Source organism: Bdellovibrio bacteriovorus (assembly GCF_001592735.1).
Classification (GTDB): domain Bacteria; phylum Bdellovibrionota; class Bdellovibrionia; order Bdellovibrionales; family Bdellovibrionaceae; genus Bdellovibrio; species Bdellovibrio bacteriovorus_D.
The window spans coordinates 691,844-715,159 of record NZ_LUKE01000001.1 but is presented as its reverse complement, the minus strand read 5'-3'; the positions used below and the strand labels follow the sequence as shown (position 1 = coordinate 715,159).

Below are 23,316 nucleotides of genomic sequence, written 5' to 3'. Positions count from 1 at the left end.
TATGAAGTTCTTGGTTTGTTTTGTGATTCTGACACTTGCGCATGCCGCGCAAGCGATGAAGTTAGAGTACATTGGAGAGACTGCGATTAAGACCGGAACCAAGTTTGCAAAAACTGAAATCGGCGGTCTTTCGGGAATCGCGTATCATGACGGTGTTTTGTATGCTTTGTCCGACGACAAGGGGCGCATCAACAACGAACGATTTTATGCGTTTACCCTGAAACTTGATAAAAAGAAAATCACGCTAGATCCCAAATCCGTTCATGAGTTGTCGGGATTGCCACTTAAAGATGGCAAAAAGCCGGGACTTGATCCGGAAGGCTTGGTTCGTTTATTTGACGGAACTTTTTTAATTTCATCTGAAGGCAATAACGACGCTAAACCGCGAGAGATGTCGCGCATCTTTCACATCGATGCCACCGGTAAATGGCTTTTAGATCTTCCGGTCCCCGACAAGTTCTTGCCGGAAGAAACGGGGAAGCAAACTAAAGGCGTGCAGAACAACGCTTCTTTTGAAGGTTTGACGGCAAGCCCTGACGGGAAGTTTGTTTTTGCCGGCATTGAAAAAGCTTTGCAGCAAGATGTGGTTGCCAACGAAGAAGACAAGGGTGATTTCATTCGTATTATCAAATACGAAAAAGGTGAAAAGTTTAAAGTCACCGCCGAATACGCATATAAGATTGATGCGCTTATGACGGACAATCTGCCTAAAGAAATTTTCCGCGGGGTTTCGGAAATTTTGGCCGTTTCAGATACCAAGATTTTGGTGATGGAGCGGGGGGCGAAGATCAGTCCTAAGAAAATTTGGACTTCAAGTATCGGTATCTACTTGGCTGATTTTTCTAAGGCGACGGATATCAGCGGCATGGAAAAGTTAGTTCCCGCCAAAGTGACGCCGGCGACAAAGACGAAGTTGATTGATTTTGAACTGGATTTAAAAACTCAACGCAAAGACAAGCCCGTGGATAATTTTGAAGCACTGGCTTGGGGACCGATTTTACCTGATGGTCGAAAAACTTTGCTGGTGATGTCAGATAATAATTTTAGCAAAACACAAATCACGGAACTGATCGTGTTCGCCGTTGAAGGGGAATAACTTTTATGATGACTGTATGGCGTTTACGTCAAGGTGCTGATAAGCGCATTCGCAGCGGGCACCCGTGGGTGTTTTCAAATGAACTTTCACAAAGCCCTAAGGGCTTGATTCCGGGAACTCCGATCGAATTGCAAGATGCAAAAGGTCAATTTTTGGCTCGCGGTTACGGGAATCCTCATTCTTTAATTGCGTTTCGTGCTTTAAGTTTTAATAGCCAAGAAGAACAACCGACGGGTTTTGATTTTTTGCAGAATAAGATTTTAAACGCGTGGCAAGTGCGTAAAGCGGCGGGCTTTCGCGGCAGTTTCCGCTTAGCTTTCGGTGAATCTGACTACATTCCGGGTTTGGTTTTAGATTATTACCTGGTTCGCCAAAATGGCAAACAGGCTCAGGTCTTTGCCGCGCAGTTAGTGACTGCCGGAATGAATGAAGCCTTAAAAGAAGCCGAAACTTTCTTTAAAGGCTTGATTGAAAAAGCGCACAAGCGAGGTTTGTCGAGCTTTGCTTGGCAAGACAGTGCGGTGGTTATTCGGAATGACGTCAATATTCGTAAACTTGAGGGCCTTAATGTCGAAGAGCCCAAAACGGTCAAAGACATTGAAGGTATGGATCTCAGTGATATTGAAATCCTGCTCAATGCGGCCGGTGACGACGGTTTGATTTCGATGAGCTGTGATCTTAAAGAGGGTCAAAAAACCGGATTCTTTTTAGATCAAACGCACAATATTTATTTAGCGGTGAATCTTTTTAAGAATTGGGCAAAAACCCAAGAAAAGCGCACCCTTCGTGTTTTAGATCTATGCTGTTACGTCGGGCATTGGTCGACTCAGATCACCCGTGCATTAAGACACCTTGGATTTGATGTTGAAGTTTCGATCGTCGACGTTTCTAAGTCCGCATTGGCTTTTGCTAAAAAGAACGCAGAACGTGAAGGCGCGAATGTTATCGTTCATGAAATGGATGTTTCTGAAGGACTCACCCAGTTAGCGGCTTCTCATTACGACATCGTGATTGCCGATCCTCCGGCGTTTATTAAATCCAAAAAAGATATTCCCATTGGTAAACATGCTTACGTGAAAATGAACACTCAGGCTTTCCGTGTCGTAAAAAAGAACGGCTTTGTGGCCTCGTGTTCTTGTTCGGGTTTGTTAGAAGAAGAAGAGTTCCGCGATGCTATCAGAAAAGCGGCCCTCCGCAATCACTCAGAAATCAGAAGTGTTCTGCGTGGTGGGCATGCCGCGGATCATCCGACATTGATGCAGTTTCCAGAGGGTTTCTATTTAAAGATGTACGTTCACTACGTTTAAAGAACGCCTTGGGACCAAAAGTTGGCCGATTCTGTTAATCCTGAAAGAACCGAGTGAAAGTGACTTTGAGTTTGCAGGCGATTTTTTCCAAAACGGGTTTCTAGCTCGTTCTGGATAAAGGGCACTTTGGCGGTTCCGCCGGTTAAACAAACCAGATCAACATCCTCGGTTTTTAGACCCGCAGTTTCTAGGCAGCGGTCCAGAGCGGAAAAGATTTTTTCTTTTGTTTGCGAGGACCATTCGATGAATTGTGCGATGGTAAACGGTTCGGTCAGCTCTAATCCCGGATAATTAAATTTGAATTCGGTCTGCGGTTCTTGTGAAAGTGCCCGTTTGGTTTTTTCAATTGATTCGAAAAAGGGAAAGATCTGTTGATCTTCGATCAGCACAAACAGTCGTTCCACGGCGTCGGCATCTTTTTGCGTTAGCGAGCATTTCTTTACTTCGCGAATGAATTCGTAAGTTTCTTTTTCTTTAAGATGCACAATGTGAGCAGGATGATTCAGGCGTTGAGTGACGGCTAAGGGCATCGTTAAAACATTGCTTCCCATCGGCAGGCGATATCGGGATTTTGCTCCAAAATAATCACTGAGGCGATGGCTCATAAAAACGCTGTCTAGCGCGTCACCGGCAAGGGGACAACCATCGATGGCTAGCACATCTTCTTTTTTAAAGCCCTCGGGGCGTAAGCGAATCACCGTGAAGTCCGATGTACCACCGCCGAAGTCACCAATGAGGACAATCTTTTCGGACTTCAAACTGCGGCGATAATCAAAAGCGGCGGCCAAAGGTTCTGGCACGAATTGCACGTCTTTAAAGCCGGCGAAAGCCGCGGCTTTTTGCATACGATGAAGAGCAAAACCATCAGCCACGGAATCCATCGAATAGCGTGCAGGTTTTCCAATCACGGCTTTTTCTATCTTGGTGTTCAAGATTTTCTCTGCCCGTTTTTTTAGCTCTAAAAGAAAAACTCCCACCAAGCTTTCAAGGGTCAGAATGCGATTATTCAGCATGGTTCCCAGATAGTTTTTGTTGGGCAGATGGGATTTGAACGACCTAAAAAGGCGTCCTTCCATGTCTTGTTCTATGTACTGGGAAATGGCTTCCGAACCATAATAACAAAGATCGGGATGGGGGAAAAACAGAAGAGTCCTCATCATTGTAGGATCAGCGGCCATCGGATCAATAGGCAAAGCTTCATAACGACGTCCTTCATGATGAGCGCCGACCAGGGAATTGCTTGTGCCAAAGTCTATAGAGAGGATCGTGTCTGTAGCCATTTCAAAACCTTAGCAAATATTGTCACGCTTCTCAATAAAGGCCCTTTAACGGCACCTCTTTTAGCTTCTTTTCAAGACCTGGTCTTTGGGACCTTCATTGTGGAAACATTCTGTTATTCTGCCGTTCGAAGATTCTTAAAAAAGGAGAATCCCATGAAAGCCCGGAATACATACTCGAAAGGACTGATCGCAATCTTATTGTTATGTTCTGTGGCGTGTAGCAAGGGATTTCAAGCTCTTCCATCGCAATCTAATGAGCGAAGTGCTTCGGAACACTCGGTGATTCCTGACGGTGGACCTTGGCAGTTTTCTGACCAAGAAGAAGCCGCGGATCAAGCCGCTGAAAATGCTCCTGTGCAAGAGTCTACTGTTGCGGAAAATAAAACTGCCGAACAGCCGAAAGTGGAGCAAAATTCCAATGATAAAGAAGTTGAAAAACAAGAGACCGTAAAACCAAAAACGGAAAGAGATCCTTCTAAAAAAACATCTCGGGTGGCGAAACCCACTGAAGAAAAAGAAGATAGTGAAAAACCCGTGGCCAAAGCAGAGGCGGAAAAATCGGATTTCACCGGTCCGGGACGTTTAAAGCCTACGATCTATTATTTTCCGGTGTTTAACGAAGACGAGTCAAAGTGTGAAAAGGACACGATGATGCATGCTTCGGGCGGGAAAGAGCTTTTAAAAGTTTGCGAAAAGACGGCCAAAGAATGTGGCTTGCAAGGATCTTGCGCCATTGTTCAAGATGGTGTGACGCGTTCTTTTAACGTACTAGGCGCTCGAAATGGCCAAGACCGTTTCTTTGAAATCAAAGACAGTTGCAAGTATGGATTCGGCGTCGAAAATGCCTGTTTAGATCCGTTTTATACTTTAGCGGCGGATTTAAGTCTTTATGAGCCAGGACAAGTTATTTACATTCCGGGCGTTGTCGGCATGGAGCTGCCGGATGGATCAAAACACTCAGGTTACTTTGTGATCCGTGATCGTGGTCGTGGAGTTACCGGTACGGGCCGTTTTGATTTCTTTTCCGGCATGATGGCGTGGAAAGATTCTAAAAATCCATTTACGAAAATGGGTTTGGGGGATGTGAAAACGAACATCCCTTACTACAAAGTGAAGGGAAAAACGGCGCAACAAGTTTTACGTCATCGCGCCTTTCCGAAGCTTCCAAGAAAATAATTAAGTCTGAGGAATGGCCTGAGCTTGTGCTTGGGCCTGAGCCATGTGCGCCACCGCCATTTGGGCTTGTTGGGCCTGCTGAGTTTGTTGGTGGTAATAGTTCAATTTTGCCACGTACTCTTTTAAAGCCGCATTTTCCTGCTTCAAAACACCTAGGTGAGTCAAAGCTTGTTGCAAGTGACTGTAATAGTCTTGCGCTTCTAAAGATTTTTTATCTAAGGCCAATTTCATTTCAATGATCTTAGTTTCAGCCACACTCATAAGATTTTTAAGAACATCATTTTGTTTCGCCGCGGACGTTTCAACCTCGTTAAATGCAGTTGAGATCTTTTCGATCTCTTCATTCAATGAACTGATTGTGACCTCGCGTTCCGCCAAAGTGGAGCGCGTTTCTTCTAGAACTTGCTCTAAATCGAACTTTTGTGTTTTCAAAGCCTGGATGTCTGCTTCAAAAACATCACGTTGTTGTTCCCAAAGTTCTTGTTCTTTGGCGAAAGCGTGTTTGGCTTTTGCCAACTCCATCGCCGTTTCTTCTTTAAGGGCGTGATTCAGATCAAGATCACGTTGCAATACGCGTGTTTTATCAAAAAGAGCCTGGCTGTACTTTTTTTCTTCGTTTTGCATTTGCAAAGCTCGGCCCTTAAGACCTTGAATTTCAAGTTGAAGCTGTAAGCTCAGCTCTAAAGACTTAGCAAGGTCGGTGCTAAGTTTGGTATTGTTCGCACGTTCCGCTGAAAGCTGGTCGGCGAGCTGTTTTAGCTGCGAGTCCAACGTTTCAGGCCCGTAAGAAACGTTCTCTAGAGTTTTAATTTTCTCTAGTAGGACTTCCTGAGAGCCTTGAAGCTCCGAATGGAATTTTTTCATTTGAACTTGCATCTGCTCATACTTAGGTTGAGGTGGTAAACCATCCCCAGACCCATGAGTGCTTAGTTCATTAAGTTTACTGCAGATTTCATCAAAAAGTTTTTCGTGATCAGAAGAAGAACTCGTCATAGACTCCATTGTGAGCACAGACTGAAGTCAAGTCATCGAAATTTATTGACGACGACCCGCTCTCGATTTAGGTCCAGTAGAGGTATTTGTTGGAGGTTCCTAATGTTCGTTAAGTTTTTACGATTAACCATGGCCTTTGTATTCGCAATGATGACCTGCCTCACCACGGCTCAGGCACAAGATATTGGGCTGCTAAACGACATCAAGCCTCCGCAGCAGTCCGCTGAATACATTTACCGATCTTCGCCCAAAGAATCCATGATCAATGTGCAGCTTTTAGGGGCCGTAGGCCGTCCCGGTATCTATTATATCCCGGCGAACACGGATCTTCTAAAGTTGATCACCTTGGCGGGGGGAACAACCAGTGGGGGCGACCTGGGTGAGATTCTTGTGCGCAAGATGGAGCCTAAAACTTGGGCAAATCTGGAATCTAAAGCCATCAATGAATACCAAGGCGCTTTTGAAATCGATGCCGAAAAGCTGATCAAATACGGGGGCGCTCGCAATCTTAAACTGCAACAAGATGATTTTATCTATGTTCCGCCCAGAACTTCATGGGTCAGCAATGAAACAGCTCGGGGAATCACGGTGGTTTCGATGATTTTAAGTATTGCCTTGACCGCCATCCTTATCGATAACAACTCAAGAAAATAAGAATGATCAAAGCTCGCGACGGACGTATTTTATTTTTGATAAAAGCCCTGGTCGCGATGATCTTTATTGCCAAGATTTCGTTGGGAAGCTTTTTGCCGGTCCCGCGAAATTTTTCGTTCATCTTATTCCAGGCCGGTCTGCATCCGGTGGTGAATGTTTTTTTATGTGTGCTTTTCGGCGTGCCGCTGCTTTTACTTTTCTTGAAAGTGCGCGATCGCTATTCGCTCAGTCCTTTTTATAAGCTTTTTTTATTTTTGCTGACCTTAACCCTTTCTGTACAGACGGTTCTACAAACGCACTTTGTTAACACCCAAGAGTCTACCATCTTGCAGTTGGGGGCGGCGGGCATGGCCATCTTCATGATCATGGTTTATGGAGTTGCCATTCCCAGCCTATGGAGCCCCGAAGACTTTGTGCGTTTTGTGCAAAGATGGTCCGGCACTCTAGTTTTAATTTCGCTCGCTTTGTTATTGGTCGCGCCGGGAGCTGTTTTTAAAGGGGGACGCTTCATTGGCATCTTTAAACATATTCCGCACATGGTGACTTGTGCGACCATCGCTTTTGTTTTTTCGCTAGGAACTTTTTTAGTTGAAACCAAATCGAAACATAAGATTTGGAATGCATTGATTATTTTTACGAGCTTTGTCGCTGTGGTTTTAACGGGGACTCGGTCCTCGGCGGCGGCGGCGTTGTTGGCTTTTGTGGTGACGATGATCATGCATAAAACCCAATCCAATCAGGGGCGTATTTTTAAATTTGCTTTCATTTCATTGTTTGTGACTTTCACCCTTTTTTTTGGTCCGACGGTTTATGAATTTGCCCAAGGGATTGCTACCGGACAAAATTCCTTAGGAAACCGAGAAGCCCAAGACGGCGTGGCTTCCAGATGGGAAGAGGTCGAACGGGGCAGTGAAATTTTTATGGAGGAGCCGTGGCTTGGCCATGGTTTGCTTTCTAAATTCGCTGCCGGGAACGACGTTGACGTCTCAAACTATAATGCTATGAAAGACCCTCACAATATTTTCATTTCGGCCGGGGTTATAGGTGGGTGGCCATTCTTAGCTTTAAGTGGCTTTGCGCTTCTTATAATGACTATTGGCGCTTTAAAAACCCTTATGGTTTCCGATATATCCAAGCGCCAGATTGCGATTTATTTGTTGGCCCACATCCCCATCTTGGTGATCTATCACGTCCATTTGTCGATTGGCGGGATGGCCGACCGAATGTATTGGATGGTTTTCGGTTTTGTGGCGGCTAGCACCTTAAGATCCATTCAAAACCAGACTCTGACAAAAAATTGAACAACCCGGAAGTAATTTCAAAGTATTAATCCTCATTACATATTAAACACGGGTCAATGGTACAAATCAGTGGCAAAACCAATGCTTTACCGCTACCGAGCGTTGGAGAGGATCTTTTTCATGAACGATCAACATATCGAGCCTGAACTCACATTAGGTGAAATTATCAAACTATATATGTCACACTGGCGTATGTTTTTGGTTTTTGCTTTGGGCCTTTTCGGTTTAAGTGTAGCCGTTTACGTCGTAAAAGTTCCGTTTATTGCTTCGTCCACTATCGTGATTAACGATTCCCAGAACTCAACACTGCAAGCATTCTCGAGCCAATTTTTTGGCCTTTCTAAATCAGTACAAGAGTCAAAAAAGGGGAACAGTCTTTTAACAAAACACATTGAGTATCTAAAAACGCGCGAGTTTTACGAAGCACTTTTACAGCGTTTGGAAGAATGTGGCGCAAGTTCAAAAATTACGATGGAAGAGCGTGAAGGCTTCGACGTTTTTAAAGAAAAGTTTTTGAATGACGCTTCGACCCCGGAACAAAAGGTGGCTTTGTTTCAGCAGTTGAATCGTTGGACGAAAGTTCAATTGGATTCTGATTTTGAAATCAAAGTTTCGGCGGTAACACCGAATAAGGCGATGTCATTATTTATTTCAAATGCGGCTTCTGAATTAGCGGCGGAAAAACTAAAGCAGCGCGAGCTGGATGAAATCCAACGTGTTGAAGATTTCATGGCGAAGCAAAAAGAAGATGCAGATCAAAAGCTAGTTTCTTTCAGCAAACAACTTGCAGAAATGCAAAACAAAGACGGTAACGTCTTGCCATTGGCTTCAGCCAGCAAAATGGGTGATTACGTTTCAGATCTTTTGGTTCGTGCAAATGAAATCAAACTTAAGATTTCTGAAAATCGTCGTATGATTGAATACCTCAACAATGGCCGGACCGGCCAAAGGGAAAGTTCCCTTTACGGTGTGGGCGGACGTATCGAAGCTTTAAAAATTGAAAACAGCCTTTTGCAAGAAAAGCTGGGGCAAGTACAAGCTTCGATTGACCGTCTTAAAAAAGAATCGAAGTCTTTACCATTTGAAGCAGCCATGGTTGAAGACCTGAAAAAGAAATCAGAACTTGAATTCAACCGATATAAAGAGTTGAGTTCGGGCCTTGCGAAGCTCGATGCGCAAAAACTTTCGATTGATACGCGTTTTGAAGTGATCGAACGGGCTCGCTGGGAAACCACGGCACCGCAAATTGGTCTATTAAGCTTGGGTCTTTTGTCATTGTTGTTCAGTCAATTTATTGGCTCTTTATTAATTTATTTCCGTTATTTGTGGAACCCACATGTGGTGACGGCGCAAGCTTCCCGCAACTTGGTTATCTTTGATAATCATTCGGTAGATCCGCGCGTGATCATCGAGAATTCTAAGATTAAGTTCAGTTTGAAAAAACCAGAAGCAAAAAAAGAAACCGAACAGGGGGCCGAGCAATCTTCAAGTGTTGCTTGGAATGTTCTTAACGTTGGGCAGGGGACAGACGTAACACAGTAGGTACCCGATGAAAAACGCACTTCTTAAGTTCGGAGTCAGCGTCTTGGCCGCTAGCACCCTGGCGGCTTGCCAAAATAATTTCGAAGTTTCCCAAAACGTGAAACAAGCTGTGCTCGACAATCACTCGGCCACCAACCTCTTAGAATGGGAAAGTTCGCCTTCTAATCCCGAAATCCTTTTTGAAAAATGGAATGCGGCTGTTAAAAATGGCGAAATTTCTGAACAAGACATGAGCGCAAAAATTTGCGCTGGCCTTTCAAGTCTTTCGGCATTAGAGCTGACACTTTTTGAAAATGAAATAAAGAAATCTGAAAATCAATATTTAGTGGCGCCGTGTAAACAAGCTTTACAAAAAAAATTGGACGACCACTACGTATCGGAGCGCGCAGGCCTGACGGTCAACGTAGCACAAAAGGATTGGTCAGCGGGTTTCCGCTTTCCTGACAATATTCAAAAACGCGATACATCGATGGGATACTTTGCGTGGTCAGGAGATGTGGCTCCAAAAGAAATCGTCCTGACCTTTGATGATGGGCCCAGCAACGAACACACTGAAAGCATTTTGAAATCCTTAAAAGAAGTAAATGCGAAAGCGATTTTCTTTAATCAAGGTAAGAACGCTTTAGTGAATCCCCAAATCGTTAAGAAGATTGCGGCCGAGGGTCATTCGATCGGCTCGCATTCTATGAGTCATGCGTGTTTGGCTTCAAACGCGATTTGCCAAAGCAAAAACGGCCATATGTTAACATTTGAGGAAGCGACCAATGAGATCCGCGGTGCTCATCAGGTGATTCACGGTATTTTGGGTTGGGTAGACCCTTTCTTCCGCTTTCCGTATGGCGAAGCCTCACCTCAGTTAAAAGACTTTTTAAAAACCAGCCAGGTGGGTGAGTTTGCGTGGAATATGGATAGTGAAGACTGGCGCGCGACTTCAAATGAGCAGCTTCTAAATAAAGCTTTATCGGAAGTAGCACGTGCGGGACGCGGAATTATCCTTTTCCATGATATCCAGCGCCGCACGGCGGAGATTATGCCTCAGTTTTTAAAAGAGGTTTATAGCCGCGGTTATAACATTGTTTTGCTTCAGCCCGCCGATTTACAGTCGCGCTATAACAGCAAGCTTGTGCGTAAACCCAATCAGCCGTAAGATCCCCGCTCATGAAATACGCTGACGTTGATCGGCCATCCACGTGGAGGCCTTATAAAAATGGATTATGCCAGGGGTGCTCGGGCAGTTGTTGTACAATGCCCGTGGAAATCCGTTTGTCTGACTTGATCCGTTTGGGGGTGGTGACGGAAGACGAGGCCGCGGGCAGTGTGAAAAAGGTGGCCAAGCGCCTGACTCGGGAAGGGATCATTACTTCGTACCGTCAGGGCACGGAGCTTTTTATGCTCACCCAAAAAGCCAATCGTGACTGTCTTTATCTCGACTCAAAAACCCGTCTTTGCACCGTTTATGAAAAGCGTCCCGATACGTGTCGCCAGTTTCCTGCCATTGGGCCGCGTCCCGGTTTTTGCCCCGGAAAATAAGGCCTTTTCAGAGGGCAAAACCCCCGGTCTCAGAGAGGGACTGTCGGTTTTTTATACATTGGCACGCGCAAGATTGTCCTTGTCTCAGAGTGGAATAGGCACAAATTCATTGTATTCGAGTTAGGCTGGCACAAGCCCTGCTCTTGATTATATCAAGAAACAGGAGGCTAACATGGGCTTCACAGACAGAAAACTCGAAATCGCGATCTTCGCACTATCAATCACCATGATTGGTGGACTGGGTTATGTCCTAAAGACTCCTGTACAGAACGCCATCTTAAGCGGTGACATCACATACGAAATGCCACGTATTAAGAAATCCTTTTTGGCTTCGTTATTTGATTTAGGCGATCGCGAAGTCGATCGTTCTTACACCAATCCTTTTGCTAAAAAGAAAGCCGAAGAAAAGAAAAAGGCCGAAGAAGCTAAAAAAGCTCAGGCGGCCGCGGCTGCTAAAGCGGCGGCGAAGGCCGTGGCTAAAAAAGCGGAAGAAGCTAAAAAGCCTAAAGTTAGCGTAAACACGGTTGAAGGCAACCCAACAAAAAAATGGGCTGATGATGGATTCTTTGGTGCGGGCAATGCTCGCGCGGCTTATGCAAATAACGGTGGTAATAATGCGGCGGCAGCGGCTGATGGAAAAGGTGATAAGGCTGACGGCATGTCTGGTGACCAGTGGTACGCCCTGTTGATGGCGGAACCAACGGCAGCCAATGTATCAAAATTGATCGCAGCATTTTCAAGCAAAGAAGTTGATGCTGAAACATACTATCGTATTGTGGATGGTCTTTATAAATCCAATAACACTGAGACTCAAAAATTGGGATTAGTGGCGGCGAAAGCTTTCTACAACACACAAGGTTTCATGGTGACGACTCAGCATTACGAACAGTTTCCTGCTGAAGTACAAAGCGGTGCTTTATCATATCTTAAGTCTTATGCGACTTCAGGACGCTTAAATATTTTAGCTGCCGTTATACAGTCAAACGACTTAGCAAGCGTGACCATGGCGACAGATGTTATTCTTGAGGGATATCAAAATGCTAAAAATGGCACAACTCCGGTATCGACAGACCCACGTACTTCCCGCGGCAACGTAGCGACGAACTCGGTGTCTGGTTACGGTCAGTTTCATGATATTTTCGCCAAGTTAGCAGACAGCTCAGATGCAGCGATCAGAGCTATCGCGGTTAATGCACTCGCTCAACTTCCGCAAAGCACAGTAGCGTCACTGTAATTCCTGGACAGCCAAAGCTCCAATAAGCCAAAATAGTTCTGATGTTTTCAGTCAGGACTATTTTTATTTTTATAGCGCTCTTTTTGCCGATGGCGTCCGAAGCTTTGGACTCATTGCCAAGAAACTTGAGTCAAACGGATCAAGGCCGTGCGCTTGAAATCCTTGGATTTGGTTCTTCTTCAAAAATTCTCAATAATCCCTATCCATTGGGTGGCTACAAGGGTTTGGAGATCGGTCTGACGACCGAGTTCATTCCTTTAGAAGATTTATCCGTCTTAGGGGATGGGACCAAAGACAAAGGGGAATTCAATTACTACACGCTGACGTTGGGTAAGGGGATTTACTATAACTTCGATACTTACGTGTATTTTACTCCGGCTGTGCAGGGGCGCGATTTTCAAAACTTCGGGGCGCAGGTGCGCTGGGGATTTTACGAATTTAGCTTTTTCCCTTTGAGTCTTTCAACGATCGTGTATGGTGGGGCGGCGAATTTTTCAAACTTAGTGAATATCTCTACTTTCGGGGGAGATCTGGTCGCGACCGTGACCATGGATAACGTCGCGATTTATGCAGGTGGTGGTACGATCCGCGCCGTGGGTAAATTCATTGGCGGGGCCAGCGGTATCACCGATGACCAGGAAACACGTGAACAATCGCGCAATGACGTGCATTCCGTATTTGGTATTAATGTCGCTTTTGCGAAAGTATTCTTTGCCATGGAAGTCGATCGTTATACCGACACCGTTTACAGCGGAAAGCTGGGCGTTCGTTTTTAATTAATCTAGTTGAGATTTTTCAATAATTTTCGTCGTCGATTTGCCATCGACAAATTGCAATGACATGACCTTGCCGCCATAAGACATTACAAAAGGTGCGCCCACAATAGTTTCGATTTTCCAGTCGCCACCTTTGACTAAGATATCAGGGCGAACCATTTCAATCAGATTCGCCGGAGTGTCTTCAGTAAAGATACATGTGAAAGCCACCGCACCTAAAGCAGCTAAGATCTCTGCACGGTCATTTTCATTTTGAATAGGACGAGTGGGGCCTTTAAGGCGCTTCACGCTAGCATCGGCATTCACCCCAATAAATAAAGCATCGCCCAAGCGGCTCGCTTCTTGAAGATAGCGAACATGACCCACATGCAGAAGATCAAAGACGCCATTGGTGAAGACAATTTTTTTATTTTGCGCACGAAGAGGAGCCAAGGCAGATGGGATTTGATCCTGACTAAGAACTTGGCCCATGAAAACTAAGCTTTCTTAAACAGACGTGCGCCAGTGATATTTCCGGCGATGTCTTTATTCATCAAAACAGACAAAATTGGTAGGGTGATAAATCCTGTCGCGATCACAAGTAAAGATCTCGCAAGGACGGATAAAGTGTAAGAGCTGGTATTGAGCTCTTCCGGTTTACCCACACATTGATCAAAGGCCCATTCACCCGGAGTGCAGCCGACAAAAACACGATTGCCCACAAGGTAAATAAAGCACACACCCGCAAAGACGCTAAACAGCGATAGATAAAGCATGCCTTGACCATCAGGATTAGAAAGATTCCCGATAAGATCCGCTTTCGTTGCTACTAAAACTACGATCATGCAAAGCAACGAGGCCGCAACCACTAACATCGCATCTAAAATAGCGGCTGAAAAACTCCATACCGATTTTTTCAGTTCAAGCTTAGGCGTTGTTTGAGAGATTTTTTCTTTCGGTGTTTCGAAATCAAGACGGCGGTTTTTTTGCAACGTCTTAAGAATTTCGTCAACGGCCGCAGAACCATCACCGCCGACTTCAGTTAAGTTTCCTGGAGCGGTTGGCAATGGAGTGCGACCTTTACGAGGGAGTGGTGGACGAAGTGGGTCTGCACCTGGCTCTTCCAATAATTCAAGACCTTTGGTTTTTAGGGAATTTTTCGCAAAAGGATCTGCTTTCGGGTTGGTTTCTTCGATTGAAGTCATTGCGGCCGCATTGTTGGCTGCCGGTTTCTTTTTGTGAAAACCTAGACCATCCGTGAGGGGCTTAAACTCAAATTCTTCGAAGGGATCCATTCCTTCTCCTTTTTAAGACATCAGATCAAAGTCATACTTTAGGACTGATACTAAGGCCATGCAAGCCGTTTCAACTCGCAAAACCTGAGGTCCCAAGGTGACTGGATCTAGGCCTAGGTCTGTAAAGCGCTGGACTTCCTTCTGGGAAAAACCACCTTCGCTCCCGACGATGATCCAGAGATCACGAATGCCTTCCGGATAAGCAGATTTGATTTTCGTGACATAATCTTTGATGCCGAGAGTCGGGATTTGGTCACTTCCCTCGTATGCAAATAGACCCGCGTGCCCCTGATTTCGGTTAATCAGTCCAGCGATATCATCAAAATGAATTGGCGACTCAATTTTCATTAAATCGCCCCGCCCGGATTGCTGGGTGGCCGAGCGAACAATCTTATCCCAACGTTCGAGCTTGTTGTCAGAAAGTTTTTCGCCCTTACGTAGGAAGCTGAACTCAGAAAAAAATGGATGAATTCTAAAAACACCCAGCTCGACCGCTTTTTCCATCACCGCATCCATGACCGGAAAGCGTGAGATAGAAAGCAGTAAATGAATGCGTGGTTCTTTTAAAGTGGGTATCACGCGCTCTTCTAAAATTTGAGCGGTGGCATTTTTTTTAGTCACAGAAGTGACTTCAACAAAGTAGGCCTTTGAGTCTTCGGTCAGAACTTCAAACTTAGAGCCCACTTCTTGGCGACACACATCAAAGATATGATGAAAGACGTCGCCCGTGAAATTCACTTGGCTTTGGAAGAGATCTTTTTTCTCAATCCAGTAACGTCTCATGACTGAACCCAGTACCCAACCCATTCGTCTTTTTCAATGCGGCGAATGACGGTAAGGCCTGAGCCTTCGATGAATTTTTCAAAGAAATGATCATCACGCTCTTCTAAAATTCCAGTGAGTAACATATGTCCACCCGGTTTTAAAACGCGCATCAGATCTTTTTTAATATTAATCAAAACACCGTCGATGATGTTGGCGACCACCAGGTCATATTGCTCGCGAATATCTTCAAGCTGTGATTCTGGAATGTCGATTTCTGGCAGTTTGTTCAGTTTCACATTTTCACGTGCCACACGGCGAGCTTCCGGATCAATTTCAATCCCGGCAACAAGACCCATGCCGCTCATTTGCGCCAGCATCGCTAAGATCGCTGTGCCCGTGCCCACGTCAAGCATGGCCCAATCGGCGATATTGTTTTTATATTTTTCCGCGAGCTTATGAATAAAGAAGGCCATCATTTGAGTGGTCGCATGGGTGCCGGTCCCAAAGGCCATTCCCGGATCAATGTAAATGGCATGTTTGCATTCTGGAGGTGGTTGCAACCAAGAAGGCACAACCCAGAAGTCGCCAATCAATTTGAAAGGTTTAAAGCCTTTCTTCCATTCTTCAAGCCAGTCTTTGTTTTCTTCTTCATAGATATTCCAGCGAATCAATGCATTGATGCCGGTCAAGCCGTCAAAGAAGTCTTTAGGGGGATTTTCGGGAAAAAAAACGTCCATCTCGTGATTGCGGACGTTCAAAATTTGCGGATCATAAGTCAGATCAGGCTGTGTAAAAATAAGAGCCTCCGTCACGCCGGAAGCTCCTGATTCGAAACAGTGTGTGGTGATGATGTCTTCAAGTTCAGCGGGAACTTGGCTTAAACGAACACGGAAATAATTATTCTCACTCATGGAGTGAGGTGTTACCAGAATCCGCCGTTTTTTCAAGAGTTTCCGTAGCGGCCTGAGGGGCTTTGGACGCCGCCGGAGCTAATACTTTTTCGGCCGCTGCGTTTGCAGAAACTACAGGGTTTGGTGTGAGCATACTTGCTGGAGCATCGATTTCTTCGGCCGCCATGGCGGGGGCCGTGGCCGGAGCGGTGCCCGGAGTCGGTGTAGAAATGGCAATCCCAATCACCGGCGAGTTGGCTTCGGCGGCACTGACATTGCGTTTTTTGGGTTTTGAAGTGTCGATGAAAGAACCTTTAAGATCGATACGATCACCGCTCATAATGCCACTTTGTTCAAGCATGGGTAATTCGTCGCGTGAAAGCAGGGTGAACTCACGGGCTACGGCCACGCGGTCGTAAATCGCAATCACTTTTAATTGTCCCACCGGAACAAGGATTTCGCCGACGGCATTAGCCCCACTGGCATCGCGAATATTCACTTTGCGAACCGCCGTGACGACCAAGTTTTTCTTTAAGCCGGAAGAAGGACCTGCGTTTATATAGAAGTCTTTATAAACAGTGTCTGTCTCTGACATGGTGATATTCCGTCGAACATCTACGACCGACATGTCTTGCGCGTGGGACTTCATCGTGAAGCCTAACAACAGCGTTAATAGAAGTGTCATAAGAAAACCTTTCCTTGGTTTGTCTGAATGCTCTATCGGCTGTCTTATTTTGAAACTTTAGGGCCGGACGGCCGCAGAGCGCAGGACCTGCGGTCCGGAGCTAAAGCAGCTCTGGACCTAGGTATAAGAATATCAATTATTGAGAAACGATGGCACCTTGAACGGAACTATATACTTTATAAGAATTGTCGGTCGTACCTTGTTCGATACCAGACATATAGTTACCCACTGTACTTTGAACTTGATAAGTGACGCCATCACAAGGACCCGATACGCAAGTCGCAGTACCCGTTTGGGTAGAGCCAGAAACTAAACCTGTGGTTTTTGCGGGATCTAAAAATGTCTCGACGACATCGGTCAGAGACTCTAGAGATGCCTCCATAGAACAACCCGTGCTCAATACCAGAACGGACAGAATGAGTAGTCTTTTCACGAACAACCTCCGAGATGCTCTACTTATCGGAATAATTCTTCGGGATATTTAGGTGGCGTTACGCAGATTTAAGTCTCGGTTTGAGACAGGGATTTCGCGGTCGTATTCAGGAATAAAGCGATGGCGATTAAAAGGGCGCCCGCTAATTGGCGCAGGCTCAAAGACTCATGAAAGATCATGGCGCCCATCAAAGCGGCCGTGATCGGTTCGATCATCATTAATAAAGCCACTTCTTTACTGCGCAGTTTTTGAAGCGCAGCTAATTCTAAGATCAAAGGAATCACGGTACAAATGACCGCTAAACCAATAATGGAGCTAGCCTGAACTTCGGTCAGATTACGAATTTGTCCAAACGGGGGTTGATGGAAAAGGGCCAAGGCCAACGCACCGAATGTGATGACATAAAGGGCCGAAGAAACGGGTCTTACCGTTTTTTGCAATCGACCTGATAACATCACATACACGGCATAGCTGATCGCCGACCCCAGTCCCATTAAAATTGCCCAAGCGTTGTGAACTTCGATGTGACCCCAGAGCAGTAAGACCAAACCGATCGATGCCATCACCAAACATAAGGCTTCTTTGCGAGAAATTTTGTCATGCGTAAATGCGTGGGAAAAGATATTCACCCAAAATGGATAGGTGTAAAGCAAAAGGGCTGCAAGAGTGACGCTTAAGCCCTGAACGGCTTCGAAATAAAGGGTCGAAAAAAATGCGTAACCGAAAATTCCCAAGAGTGCGGCGATGGCGGTTTGCTTGAAGCTTAATCGCACCCATTGAGGACGGAATAAAAGAAGGAAGATCCAAATTAAAAGCGCGGCTAGAGTGAAGCGATAAGAAAGAAGTTCGCCGACGGAAAGGCCATTTTGAAAGGCCCATTTGCCGAAAATACCTAAAAACCCAAAACAGGCGCTGGCAATTGAAATTTCAATGGTGCCGCGAAGCCTTGGGTTCATCATTATTCGTCTTTAGATTTGAACAGCTTTTTGCTAGCTGGTTTTTTGTTGGCAGATTTCTTCTGTACGTTTTTTTGTTCCGGCGCGCGTCCTTTGTAAGTACGCTTTGTTTTTAACTCATCGGGATTGTCCGCCAAGAAGACACGCTCAATCGCGGCTTCATTAACGAAAACAAGTTCACCCGGTTTTAAAGCGGCCATACGCAAACGACCAATCGCCACACGTTGCAGTTTTAAAACGTCAAAACCTACTTTGGCAAACATCTGACGAATCTGACGGTTTTTACCCTCAGTGATGATGATTTTATACCATTCGTATTTATCAGATTTTTTATCGCCTGATTTTTTTACTTTTTCAATATGACGAGCCGACACGCGACCACCGACGATCGAAACGCCTTTTTTTAGTTTTTCTATATGGTGTGCTTCGGGTTTGCCATCTAATTTCACTAAATAAGTTTTGGTAACTTCGGCTTTCGGATGCATGACCTTGTTGGCGAAGTCACCGTCGTTTGTCAAAATCAACATGCCTTCAGAATCCCAGTCCAGACGCCCCACAGGGAACACGCGGCCCGGGACGCCGGCAAGATATTCAGCCACCGTCGGACGATTGTGAGGATCATCCATCGTTGTTAAGACGCCTTTAGGTTTATTTAAGATCACATAAAGTTTTTGAGTCAGGGCTTTGCGAAGAGCTTTACCATCGACCACGATACGGTCATTTTGAGGATCAACTTTGATGCCTAATTCGTACACGCGTTTGCCATTAACGGTGACTTGGCCCTCTTCGATCATGCGATCTGCATGGCGACGAGACGCCAGTCCGCTATCCGCGATTAGTTTGTTAAGTCGTACCCTTTGAGTGGAGTTATTTTCAGACATTCTTCATCAGCCTCAGTATTCGGTTGAACTGGTAATTGAACCGACAACATATCACTAGAGAGCTCAGAAGAGGAGATTTTCTTGCGTAGGGTAGATTCTCCAAGGGCATGACGTAAATCACGCACTAAAAGAGTCATGAGTTTATCTCCCAAAAAGACATTATCTAAGGCCGTTTCGGCCTTATTTAAGACGATCGAAGACCAATTTGAGGCCTCAGAGTCACCTTGTTGAACCAAGGCTGTTGTGCGCTCAAGCTGGCTGATCAAATCCTGATAATAGGGATCTGATCGGCGGTCGACGAAGAATTGTTCTAGGCGCTTAATGGGGAACAAAAGGCGCGTTTGCTCTTGCAAAGGTTCGTTTTTAAATTCCTGAAGCTTTTGGAAAACGTAGCCACGCAAAAGGCAGCCGTTCACTCGGTCATTCAGAATTGTAAATTGCCCAGTGATGTAGGGAGCGACCTCAAGCTTATGGGTGTGCTCCGGGCTTAGTTCCAAGTCGGGTGTATAGTAAAGAACAAGATCTTTACGTAAAGGCTCCAGTTTTCCGTGACGGATAACAAATTTTTTGTCGAAACTGCGGACCTCAAGGCTGCGGTCTTCGCGCAAAACAATGACGACAACACGCTTGTTCTGATCCGGGAGGACCCGGAATTTGTCTTTTTCGCCGCATAGCGTCTTAACGTAGGATGTCACGGTATCCACGAAATCAGCCAAATGTTCGATTTCGATGAGCTGTTGGGTTTGCGGAAAACGAATGGAGCTGAGATCAAATTTCTGCTGATAGAAACTATTAAAATGCTCTAACAAAAATTGAACTTCAGAACCGACCTGCTGTTTATTCGAAGCCCAGTGCGGATAATCCATGCAATAGGCAAAAAACATTTCGATTAATTCAGAGGATAATTCGTCGTCAGGATGTGGGAAGCCATTCAGGAAATTATAAAAGGAAAGACGCGTTGGAGTGTTCTGCGGATTGAGTTGAGCTACAAATTTTATGAGTTGTCCAACTTTAAGCACGTGAAATCCTTCCTTCGCCGCTAAAGTATGAACATTTGAATTTTTAGTCCAGAGAAAATATACTGTTTTGGAGAGAATTTTTTTGAAGTCCACGGAAGGGGTCATTATGCAAAAAGAACTGAATCCGGAATTGTTTGGCGAAAAGAAGGTCGTTAAAAGTTCCCCAGCCGATGCTGCTGCGAATCTAGGCAATAATTCAAACTATCTTAACACCGATCGCCAGATTTTCGAGCTGCGTTCTCAGAACCAGAATCTTCATAACCAGTTGGAAAAGATCGTAGGCTCAGTCAACGAATGGATTAAAACGTCCAACGTAAAATTTGAAAAACAGGCTTCTCTTTTAACTCGCTTAGAACAAAGCCACAACGGCCTTGCGACAGAAGCGGGTCAAAAAATTTCTATGTTGTCCGCGAAGGTTAACGAACGTCGCGCTCTTGATCTTAAAGTGCAAGAAATGGTGGATCGCCACAACAACATCGTAAAAAGTTTTGAAGTGCGCATGAATCATCTGCAAAAATTGTTGGCGGAAAAAGAAGCGCAAATGATAGCCAGCCAAGCGGCTTTGAATGAAGCCAAAATGGAAATCGCACGTCTGAAGCGTTTGTAGTTTTTTAAGCTGAATTAAAATAAAAAGGCTTCGTTTTTGACGAAGCCTTTTTATTTTTACTGACCCGCTTTTTCCATGCGCTTCACAAAAGCATCGGCTTTTTCAAATTCAGTGAGCGTCAAAGCATCGATCCACACACCGTGAGGATTAAAAAATAAAATGGTTGGTAAACCTTGAATACGGTATTTCTTGCGCAGTTTTTTGAGCATCTCTGAATCTTGAGTTGCATCGAATTTCAATAAAACATATTTGCCGGCCAAAGCCTGTACGCGAGCATCGGTGAAAGTTTTTTCTTCCATCTCGTGACAAGCCATGCACCATTCAGCCCAAAAATCGATAATGACGGGTTTTCCCAGTTTCGCGGCTTCCGCCAGGGCTTCGTCGGAATAATCTTTCCAATCTAATTTTTGAATTTTGTTAAGACTGTCGGCGGCCATCATGCGGCTGCGCATGTAGGGTCGCAGATCAAAGGCCGAAAACACCAGGTGTCCGATGCCGACAATAAGGACGGCTTGCATTAAGCCTTTGCGAACATGATCGAACATTGAAGCCTTATTTGGTAAGAAGGCGCCAAACACGCTGGCGATCACGATCAAGCCCAACCCCAGGGCCAAATCAAAGAATCTTTCTGGCAAAAGAAGATTGAGATAGTAATAAAATGCCACCATCATCAAACTGCCCAAAATAAATTTAGATCCATTCATCCAAGCGCCAGATCTAGGCAACGACTTCATCAATTGATTTGAAAGTCCCAAGGCAATAAAGATCAGACCCAAACCCAAGGCATACGTGAACAGATAGATAAAACCTAAGAATTTATTTTGGGTCGAAGCCACGTAAGTCAAAATGGCCACCAGAACTGGTCCCACGCAAGGGCTGGCGACAATACCGGCAAACATACCGGTCAGGTAAGCGCCACCCAAGTTCTGTTTTTGCGATGTGCGCCCCAAACGATTGCGAATAAAAGCCGGCACTTGAATTTCAAAGAGGCCGTACATGCTTAAAGCCATCGCTAAGAAAATCACACACACCACCGATAAAACGATCGGACTGCCGAGGCTTGCACCAAACAGTCCCCCGGTTGAAGCCGCTATCAGGCCTAAGATGGAATAGGTCGTAGCAATACCCAAAACATAAATCAGCGACGTAATAAAATTTTGCAGACGTGATTTATTCTGCGAATGATTGCCTAAGACCGCCAAAGTGATGGGAATCATGGGGAAGATACAAGGGGTGAAACTGGTAAATAACCCGGCAAAGAAAACAAAGATAAGCCCCGCAAAAATGCTAGAACCTAAATACTTGTTAAAATTTTCGCTGCCAAAAAACGAGGTCGTCGGCGTGTGGGTCACTTCCGGGGCCGCGGTGATTTGCATCTCGCCTTCAACCGGGCTCACCGTGATGGGGGCATCGATGATTTTTGAAGTCGGGAACAGACAGAACTGTTCGGAGCAAGCTTGGTAAGTGAGTTCGATTTTTAAGCTTTTATATTTTTTTAAAAAACGATTCGGAGCCTCAATATGCGCGGTGAGAGTGGCTTTCTTTTCAATTCCCGTGCGATCTTTTTTCGAGAATTTATCATACCATTTTTTGAGCGGCTCGATCTTAAAAGGAGCCACTTGAAATCCATCGGGCTCTAAAATAACGACGCGAAACTGATCTTCATAAGCATGGAAACCATCGGGCAGTGTCATTTCAATTTTAATGCTGCCGCCTTGCCCCGGGGCCCAGTCTTGCGGAAAGACCTGAAGATTGGCGATGAGAGGGTCTTTCTCATTCACGCGGGTGTTGGGAACTTGCGACCAAGCCTTAGGGCTAGTGAAAACCAATAAGCTGATAATTAAGATGATAACGCGCCCGAAATTCATGCTGATCCTTCATCTAAGTCGAAGTTCTTAGTTAGTCTTACTCTCGACTTTTGCCAAGTTCTTTCACCCATGACTCAATGTTACCACAATGAGATCCGATAGAGGAACTGAAGAGGAACAACAATATGGGTTTTGTCGGTATTATTATCGTATTTGCGACAGTTTTCGGGGGCTACATTGCCGGTCACGGTAAAATGGGCGTCATCATCGAAGCTGCCGTACTAGAAATGGTCATCATCGGGGGATCGGCCTTCGGTGGTTATGTGATCGCCAATCCAATGAAGATCGTTAAGATGGGATTTAAACTCTCCATCAAGGCGATGACGGCGAAGGGTCCTCAGAAAAAAGATTATATTGAGCTTCTACAAATGCTTTTCCAGTTGTTCCAAGCATTTCGTAAAGAAGGCCCTCAAGGTATCGAGAAACACGTTGAGGAACCAGAAAAGTCTGAAATCTTTAAAGCGTATCCAAGTTTCATGCATAACCATCACGCGGTGGATTTTCTTTGCGACACGATGAAGGTGACTTTGTCGGCAGAACTTTCCCCCTATGACGTTGATGATTTATTGGATGCGGATATCAAAGGTATTCACGCCGAAGAACATCTAGCCCAACATGCGATTGCCGCGGTTGCCGGGGGGTTCCCGGGGCTAGGGATCGTTGCCGCCGTTCTTGGTATCGTTAAGACGATGGGTGTTTTGACGGCCGGTACGGAAGTCATCGGGGAATACGTTGCCCATGCCCTTGTGGGAACGATGTTAGGGGTATTTTGCGCCTACGGTTTGATTGAACCTACGGCGACAAAAATTGCGGCAGATATCGAAGCAGAAGGTCGTTACTTAGGTTGTATTAAAGCTGCACTCGTAGCGTTGCAACGGGGGGCACCTCCGATCGTGTGTGTTGAGTACGCACGCCGCTCGATCATGCCAGAAGAAAGACCCACATTTGCTGAAGTAGATAAAGCCACGAAAGAAATTAAAAAGGCAGCTTAACGCCCGCGGCGAGGATGCCGGAGCGCCGGACGGCGCGCAGGCTGAACTGAATTATTG

The 23,316-nt window shown here is 45.4% G+C and carries 24 protein-coding genes; 12 read left to right on the top strand and 12 right to left on the bottom strand.

The features are described from left to right. The first annotated feature begins 1 nt into the window (after position 1). Together AZI86_RS03365 and AZI86_RS03360 are read left to right on the top strand one after the other, a co-directional pair. Positions 2 to 1,096 (top strand): esterase-like activity of phytase family protein, encoded by a 1,095-nt coding sequence (locus AZI86_RS03365; RefSeq protein WP_061833682.1) that lies wholly within the window; start codon positions 2 to 4, stop codon positions 1,094 to 1,096. A gap of 5 nt (positions 1,097 to 1,101) precedes the next feature. Next, positions 1,102 to 2,403, top strand: a complete 1,302-nt coding sequence (locus AZI86_RS03360) for a class I SAM-dependent rRNA methyltransferase (RefSeq protein WP_061833681.1) — start codon at positions 1,102 to 1,104, stop codon at positions 2,401 to 2,403. Here AZI86_RS03360 and AZI86_RS03355 read toward each other — a convergent pair. Further along, a complete protein-coding gene (locus AZI86_RS03355) occupies positions 2,400 to 3,683 on the bottom strand; it encodes an Hsp70 family protein (protein WP_061833680.1) in 1,284 nt (427 codons plus the stop codon). The genes AZI86_RS03360 and AZI86_RS03355 overlap by 4 nt on opposite strands. Before the next feature lie 153 nt (positions 3,684 to 3,836). On the opposite strand from AZI86_RS03355, the gene AZI86_RS03350 reads away from it, so the two are divergent. Then, positions 3,837 to 4,859, top strand: coding sequence for a hypothetical protein (locus tag AZI86_RS03350; RefSeq protein ID WP_061833679.1), 1,023 nt, complete (start codon positions 3,837 to 3,839; stop codon positions 4,857 to 4,859). Here AZI86_RS03350 and AZI86_RS03345 read toward each other — a convergent pair whose 3' ends face one another. After that, entirely contained in the window at positions 4,860 to 5,852 is a 993-nt protein-coding gene (locus AZI86_RS03345) for a hypothetical protein (RefSeq protein ID WP_253715651.1), read from the bottom strand. A 102-nt stretch (positions 5,853 to 5,954) separates the two neighbouring features. On the opposite strand from AZI86_RS03345, the gene AZI86_RS03340 reads away from it, so the two are divergent. The 7 genes from AZI86_RS03340 (at position 5,955) to AZI86_RS03310 (ending at position 12,889) form a co-directional block, all read left to right on the top strand. Further along, positions 5,955 to 6,506: an SLBB domain-containing protein gene (locus AZI86_RS03340; RefSeq protein WP_061833677.1), complete on the top strand. Its 552-nt coding sequence runs from the start codon at positions 5,955 to 5,957 to the stop codon at positions 6,504 to 6,506. A 2-nt stretch (positions 6,507 to 6,508) separates the two neighbouring features. After that, complete coding sequence (locus AZI86_RS03335) at positions 6,509 to 7,807, top strand: O-antigen ligase family protein (protein ID WP_061833676.1); 1,299 nt, start codon at positions 6,509 to 6,511, stop codon at positions 7,805 to 7,807. Positions 7,808 to 7,927: 120 nt separating this feature from the next. Beyond that, positions 7,928 to 9,349, top strand: a complete 1,422-nt coding sequence (locus AZI86_RS03330) for a hypothetical protein (protein WP_096000874.1) — start codon at positions 7,928 to 7,930, stop codon at positions 9,347 to 9,349. A gap of 7 nt (positions 9,350 to 9,356) precedes the next feature. Then, positions 9,357 to 10,496, top strand: a complete 1,140-nt coding sequence (locus AZI86_RS03325) for a polysaccharide deacetylase family protein (RefSeq protein ID WP_061833675.1) — start codon at positions 9,357 to 9,359, stop codon at positions 10,494 to 10,496. A gap of 11 nt (positions 10,497 to 10,507) precedes the next feature. Further along, the gene (locus tag AZI86_RS03320) at positions 10,508 to 10,879 is read left to right on the top strand and encodes a YkgJ family cysteine cluster protein (RefSeq protein ID WP_061833674.1); all 372 of its coding nucleotides are present in this window, start codon (positions 10,508 to 10,510) and stop codon (positions 10,877 to 10,879) included. Positions 10,880 to 11,051: 172 nt separating this feature from the next. Beyond that, the gene (locus AZI86_RS03315; protein ID WP_061833673.1) at positions 11,052 to 12,113 is read left to right on the top strand and encodes a hypothetical protein; all 1,062 of its coding nucleotides are present in this window, start codon (positions 11,052 to 11,054) and stop codon (positions 12,111 to 12,113) included. 41 nt (positions 12,114 to 12,154) lie between these two features. Beyond that, the gene (locus AZI86_RS03310; RefSeq protein ID WP_157684611.1) at positions 12,155 to 12,889 is read left to right on the top strand and encodes a hypothetical protein; all 735 of its coding nucleotides are present in this window, start codon (positions 12,155 to 12,157) and stop codon (positions 12,887 to 12,889) included. On the opposite strand, the gene rfaE2 is transcribed toward AZI86_RS03310, so the two are convergent. The 9 genes from rfaE2 to AZI86_RS03265 all read right to left on the bottom strand — a co-directional run bounded on the left by rfaE2 (position 12,890) and on the right by AZI86_RS03265 (position 19,792). Then, positions 12,890 to 13,360 (bottom strand): D-glycero-beta-D-manno-heptose 1-phosphate adenylyltransferase, encoded by a 471-nt coding sequence (gene rfaE2 / locus AZI86_RS03305; protein ID WP_061833671.1) that lies wholly within the window; start codon positions 13,358 to 13,360, stop codon positions 12,890 to 12,892. 5 nt (positions 13,361 to 13,365) lie between these two features. Then, the gene (locus AZI86_RS03300; RefSeq protein WP_061833670.1) at positions 13,366 to 14,163 is read right to left on the bottom strand and encodes an RDD family protein; all 798 of its coding nucleotides are present in this window, start codon (positions 14,161 to 14,163) and stop codon (positions 13,366 to 13,368) included. A 12-nt stretch (positions 14,164 to 14,175) separates the two neighbouring features. Beyond that, positions 14,176 to 14,946, bottom strand: coding sequence for an RsmE family RNA methyltransferase (locus tag AZI86_RS03295; protein ID WP_061833669.1), 771 nt, complete (start codon positions 14,944 to 14,946; stop codon positions 14,176 to 14,178). Continuing rightward, entirely contained in the window at positions 14,943 to 15,839 is an 897-nt protein-coding gene (locus tag AZI86_RS03290; RefSeq protein WP_061833668.1) for a 50S ribosomal protein L11 methyltransferase, read from the bottom strand. The genes AZI86_RS03295 and AZI86_RS03290 overlap by 4 nt, the downstream gene beginning before the upstream one ends. Next, entirely contained in the window at positions 15,832 to 16,503 is a 672-nt protein-coding gene (locus AZI86_RS03285) for a hypothetical protein (RefSeq protein WP_061833667.1), read from the bottom strand. Before AZI86_RS03285 ends, AZI86_RS03290 begins: the two co-directional genes overlap by 8 nt. 136 nt (positions 16,504 to 16,639) lie before the next feature. Beyond that, positions 16,640 to 16,936 carry a hypothetical protein gene (locus AZI86_RS03280; RefSeq protein WP_253715649.1) on the bottom strand — a complete coding sequence of 99 codons (297 nt, stop codon included), beginning with the start codon at positions 16,934 to 16,936 and terminating at the stop codon, positions 16,640 to 16,642. A gap of 68 nt (positions 16,937 to 17,004) precedes the next feature. After that, positions 17,005 to 17,895 (bottom strand): DMT family transporter, encoded by an 891-nt coding sequence (locus AZI86_RS03275; RefSeq protein WP_061833665.1) that lies wholly within the window; start codon positions 17,893 to 17,895, stop codon positions 17,005 to 17,007. Further along, positions 17,895 to 18,773, bottom strand: coding sequence for a pseudouridine synthase (locus AZI86_RS03270; protein ID WP_061833664.1), 879 nt, complete (start codon positions 18,771 to 18,773; stop codon positions 17,895 to 17,897). Before AZI86_RS03270 ends, AZI86_RS03275 begins: the two co-directional genes overlap by 1 nt. Next, entirely contained in the window at positions 18,728 to 19,792 is a 1,065-nt protein-coding gene (locus tag AZI86_RS03265) for a hypothetical protein (protein ID WP_061835035.1), read from the bottom strand. The genes AZI86_RS03270 and AZI86_RS03265 overlap by 46 nt, the downstream gene beginning before the upstream one ends. 106 nt (positions 19,793 to 19,898) lie before the next feature. Between AZI86_RS03265 and AZI86_RS03260 the strand changes: the two genes are divergently transcribed. Further along, complete coding sequence (locus tag AZI86_RS03260) at positions 19,899 to 20,399, top strand: hypothetical protein (RefSeq protein ID WP_061833663.1); 501 nt, start codon at positions 19,899 to 19,901, stop codon at positions 20,397 to 20,399. Between the two features lie 56 nt (positions 20,400 to 20,455). Here the strand turns inward: AZI86_RS03260 and AZI86_RS03255 are convergent, their stop codons facing one another. Continuing rightward, complete coding sequence (locus AZI86_RS03255; RefSeq protein WP_061833662.1) at positions 20,456 to 22,267, bottom strand: protein-disulfide reductase DsbD family protein; 1,812 nt, start codon at positions 22,265 to 22,267, stop codon at positions 20,456 to 20,458. A 125-nt stretch (positions 22,268 to 22,392) separates the two neighbouring features. Here AZI86_RS03255 and motA point away from each other — a divergent pair, with 125 nt between their 5' ends. Continuing rightward, entirely contained in the window at positions 22,393 to 23,259 is an 867-nt protein-coding gene (gene motA / locus AZI86_RS03250; RefSeq protein ID WP_081111765.1) for a flagellar motor stator protein MotA, read from the top strand. Positions 23,260 to 23,316: the final 57 nt, after the last annotated feature.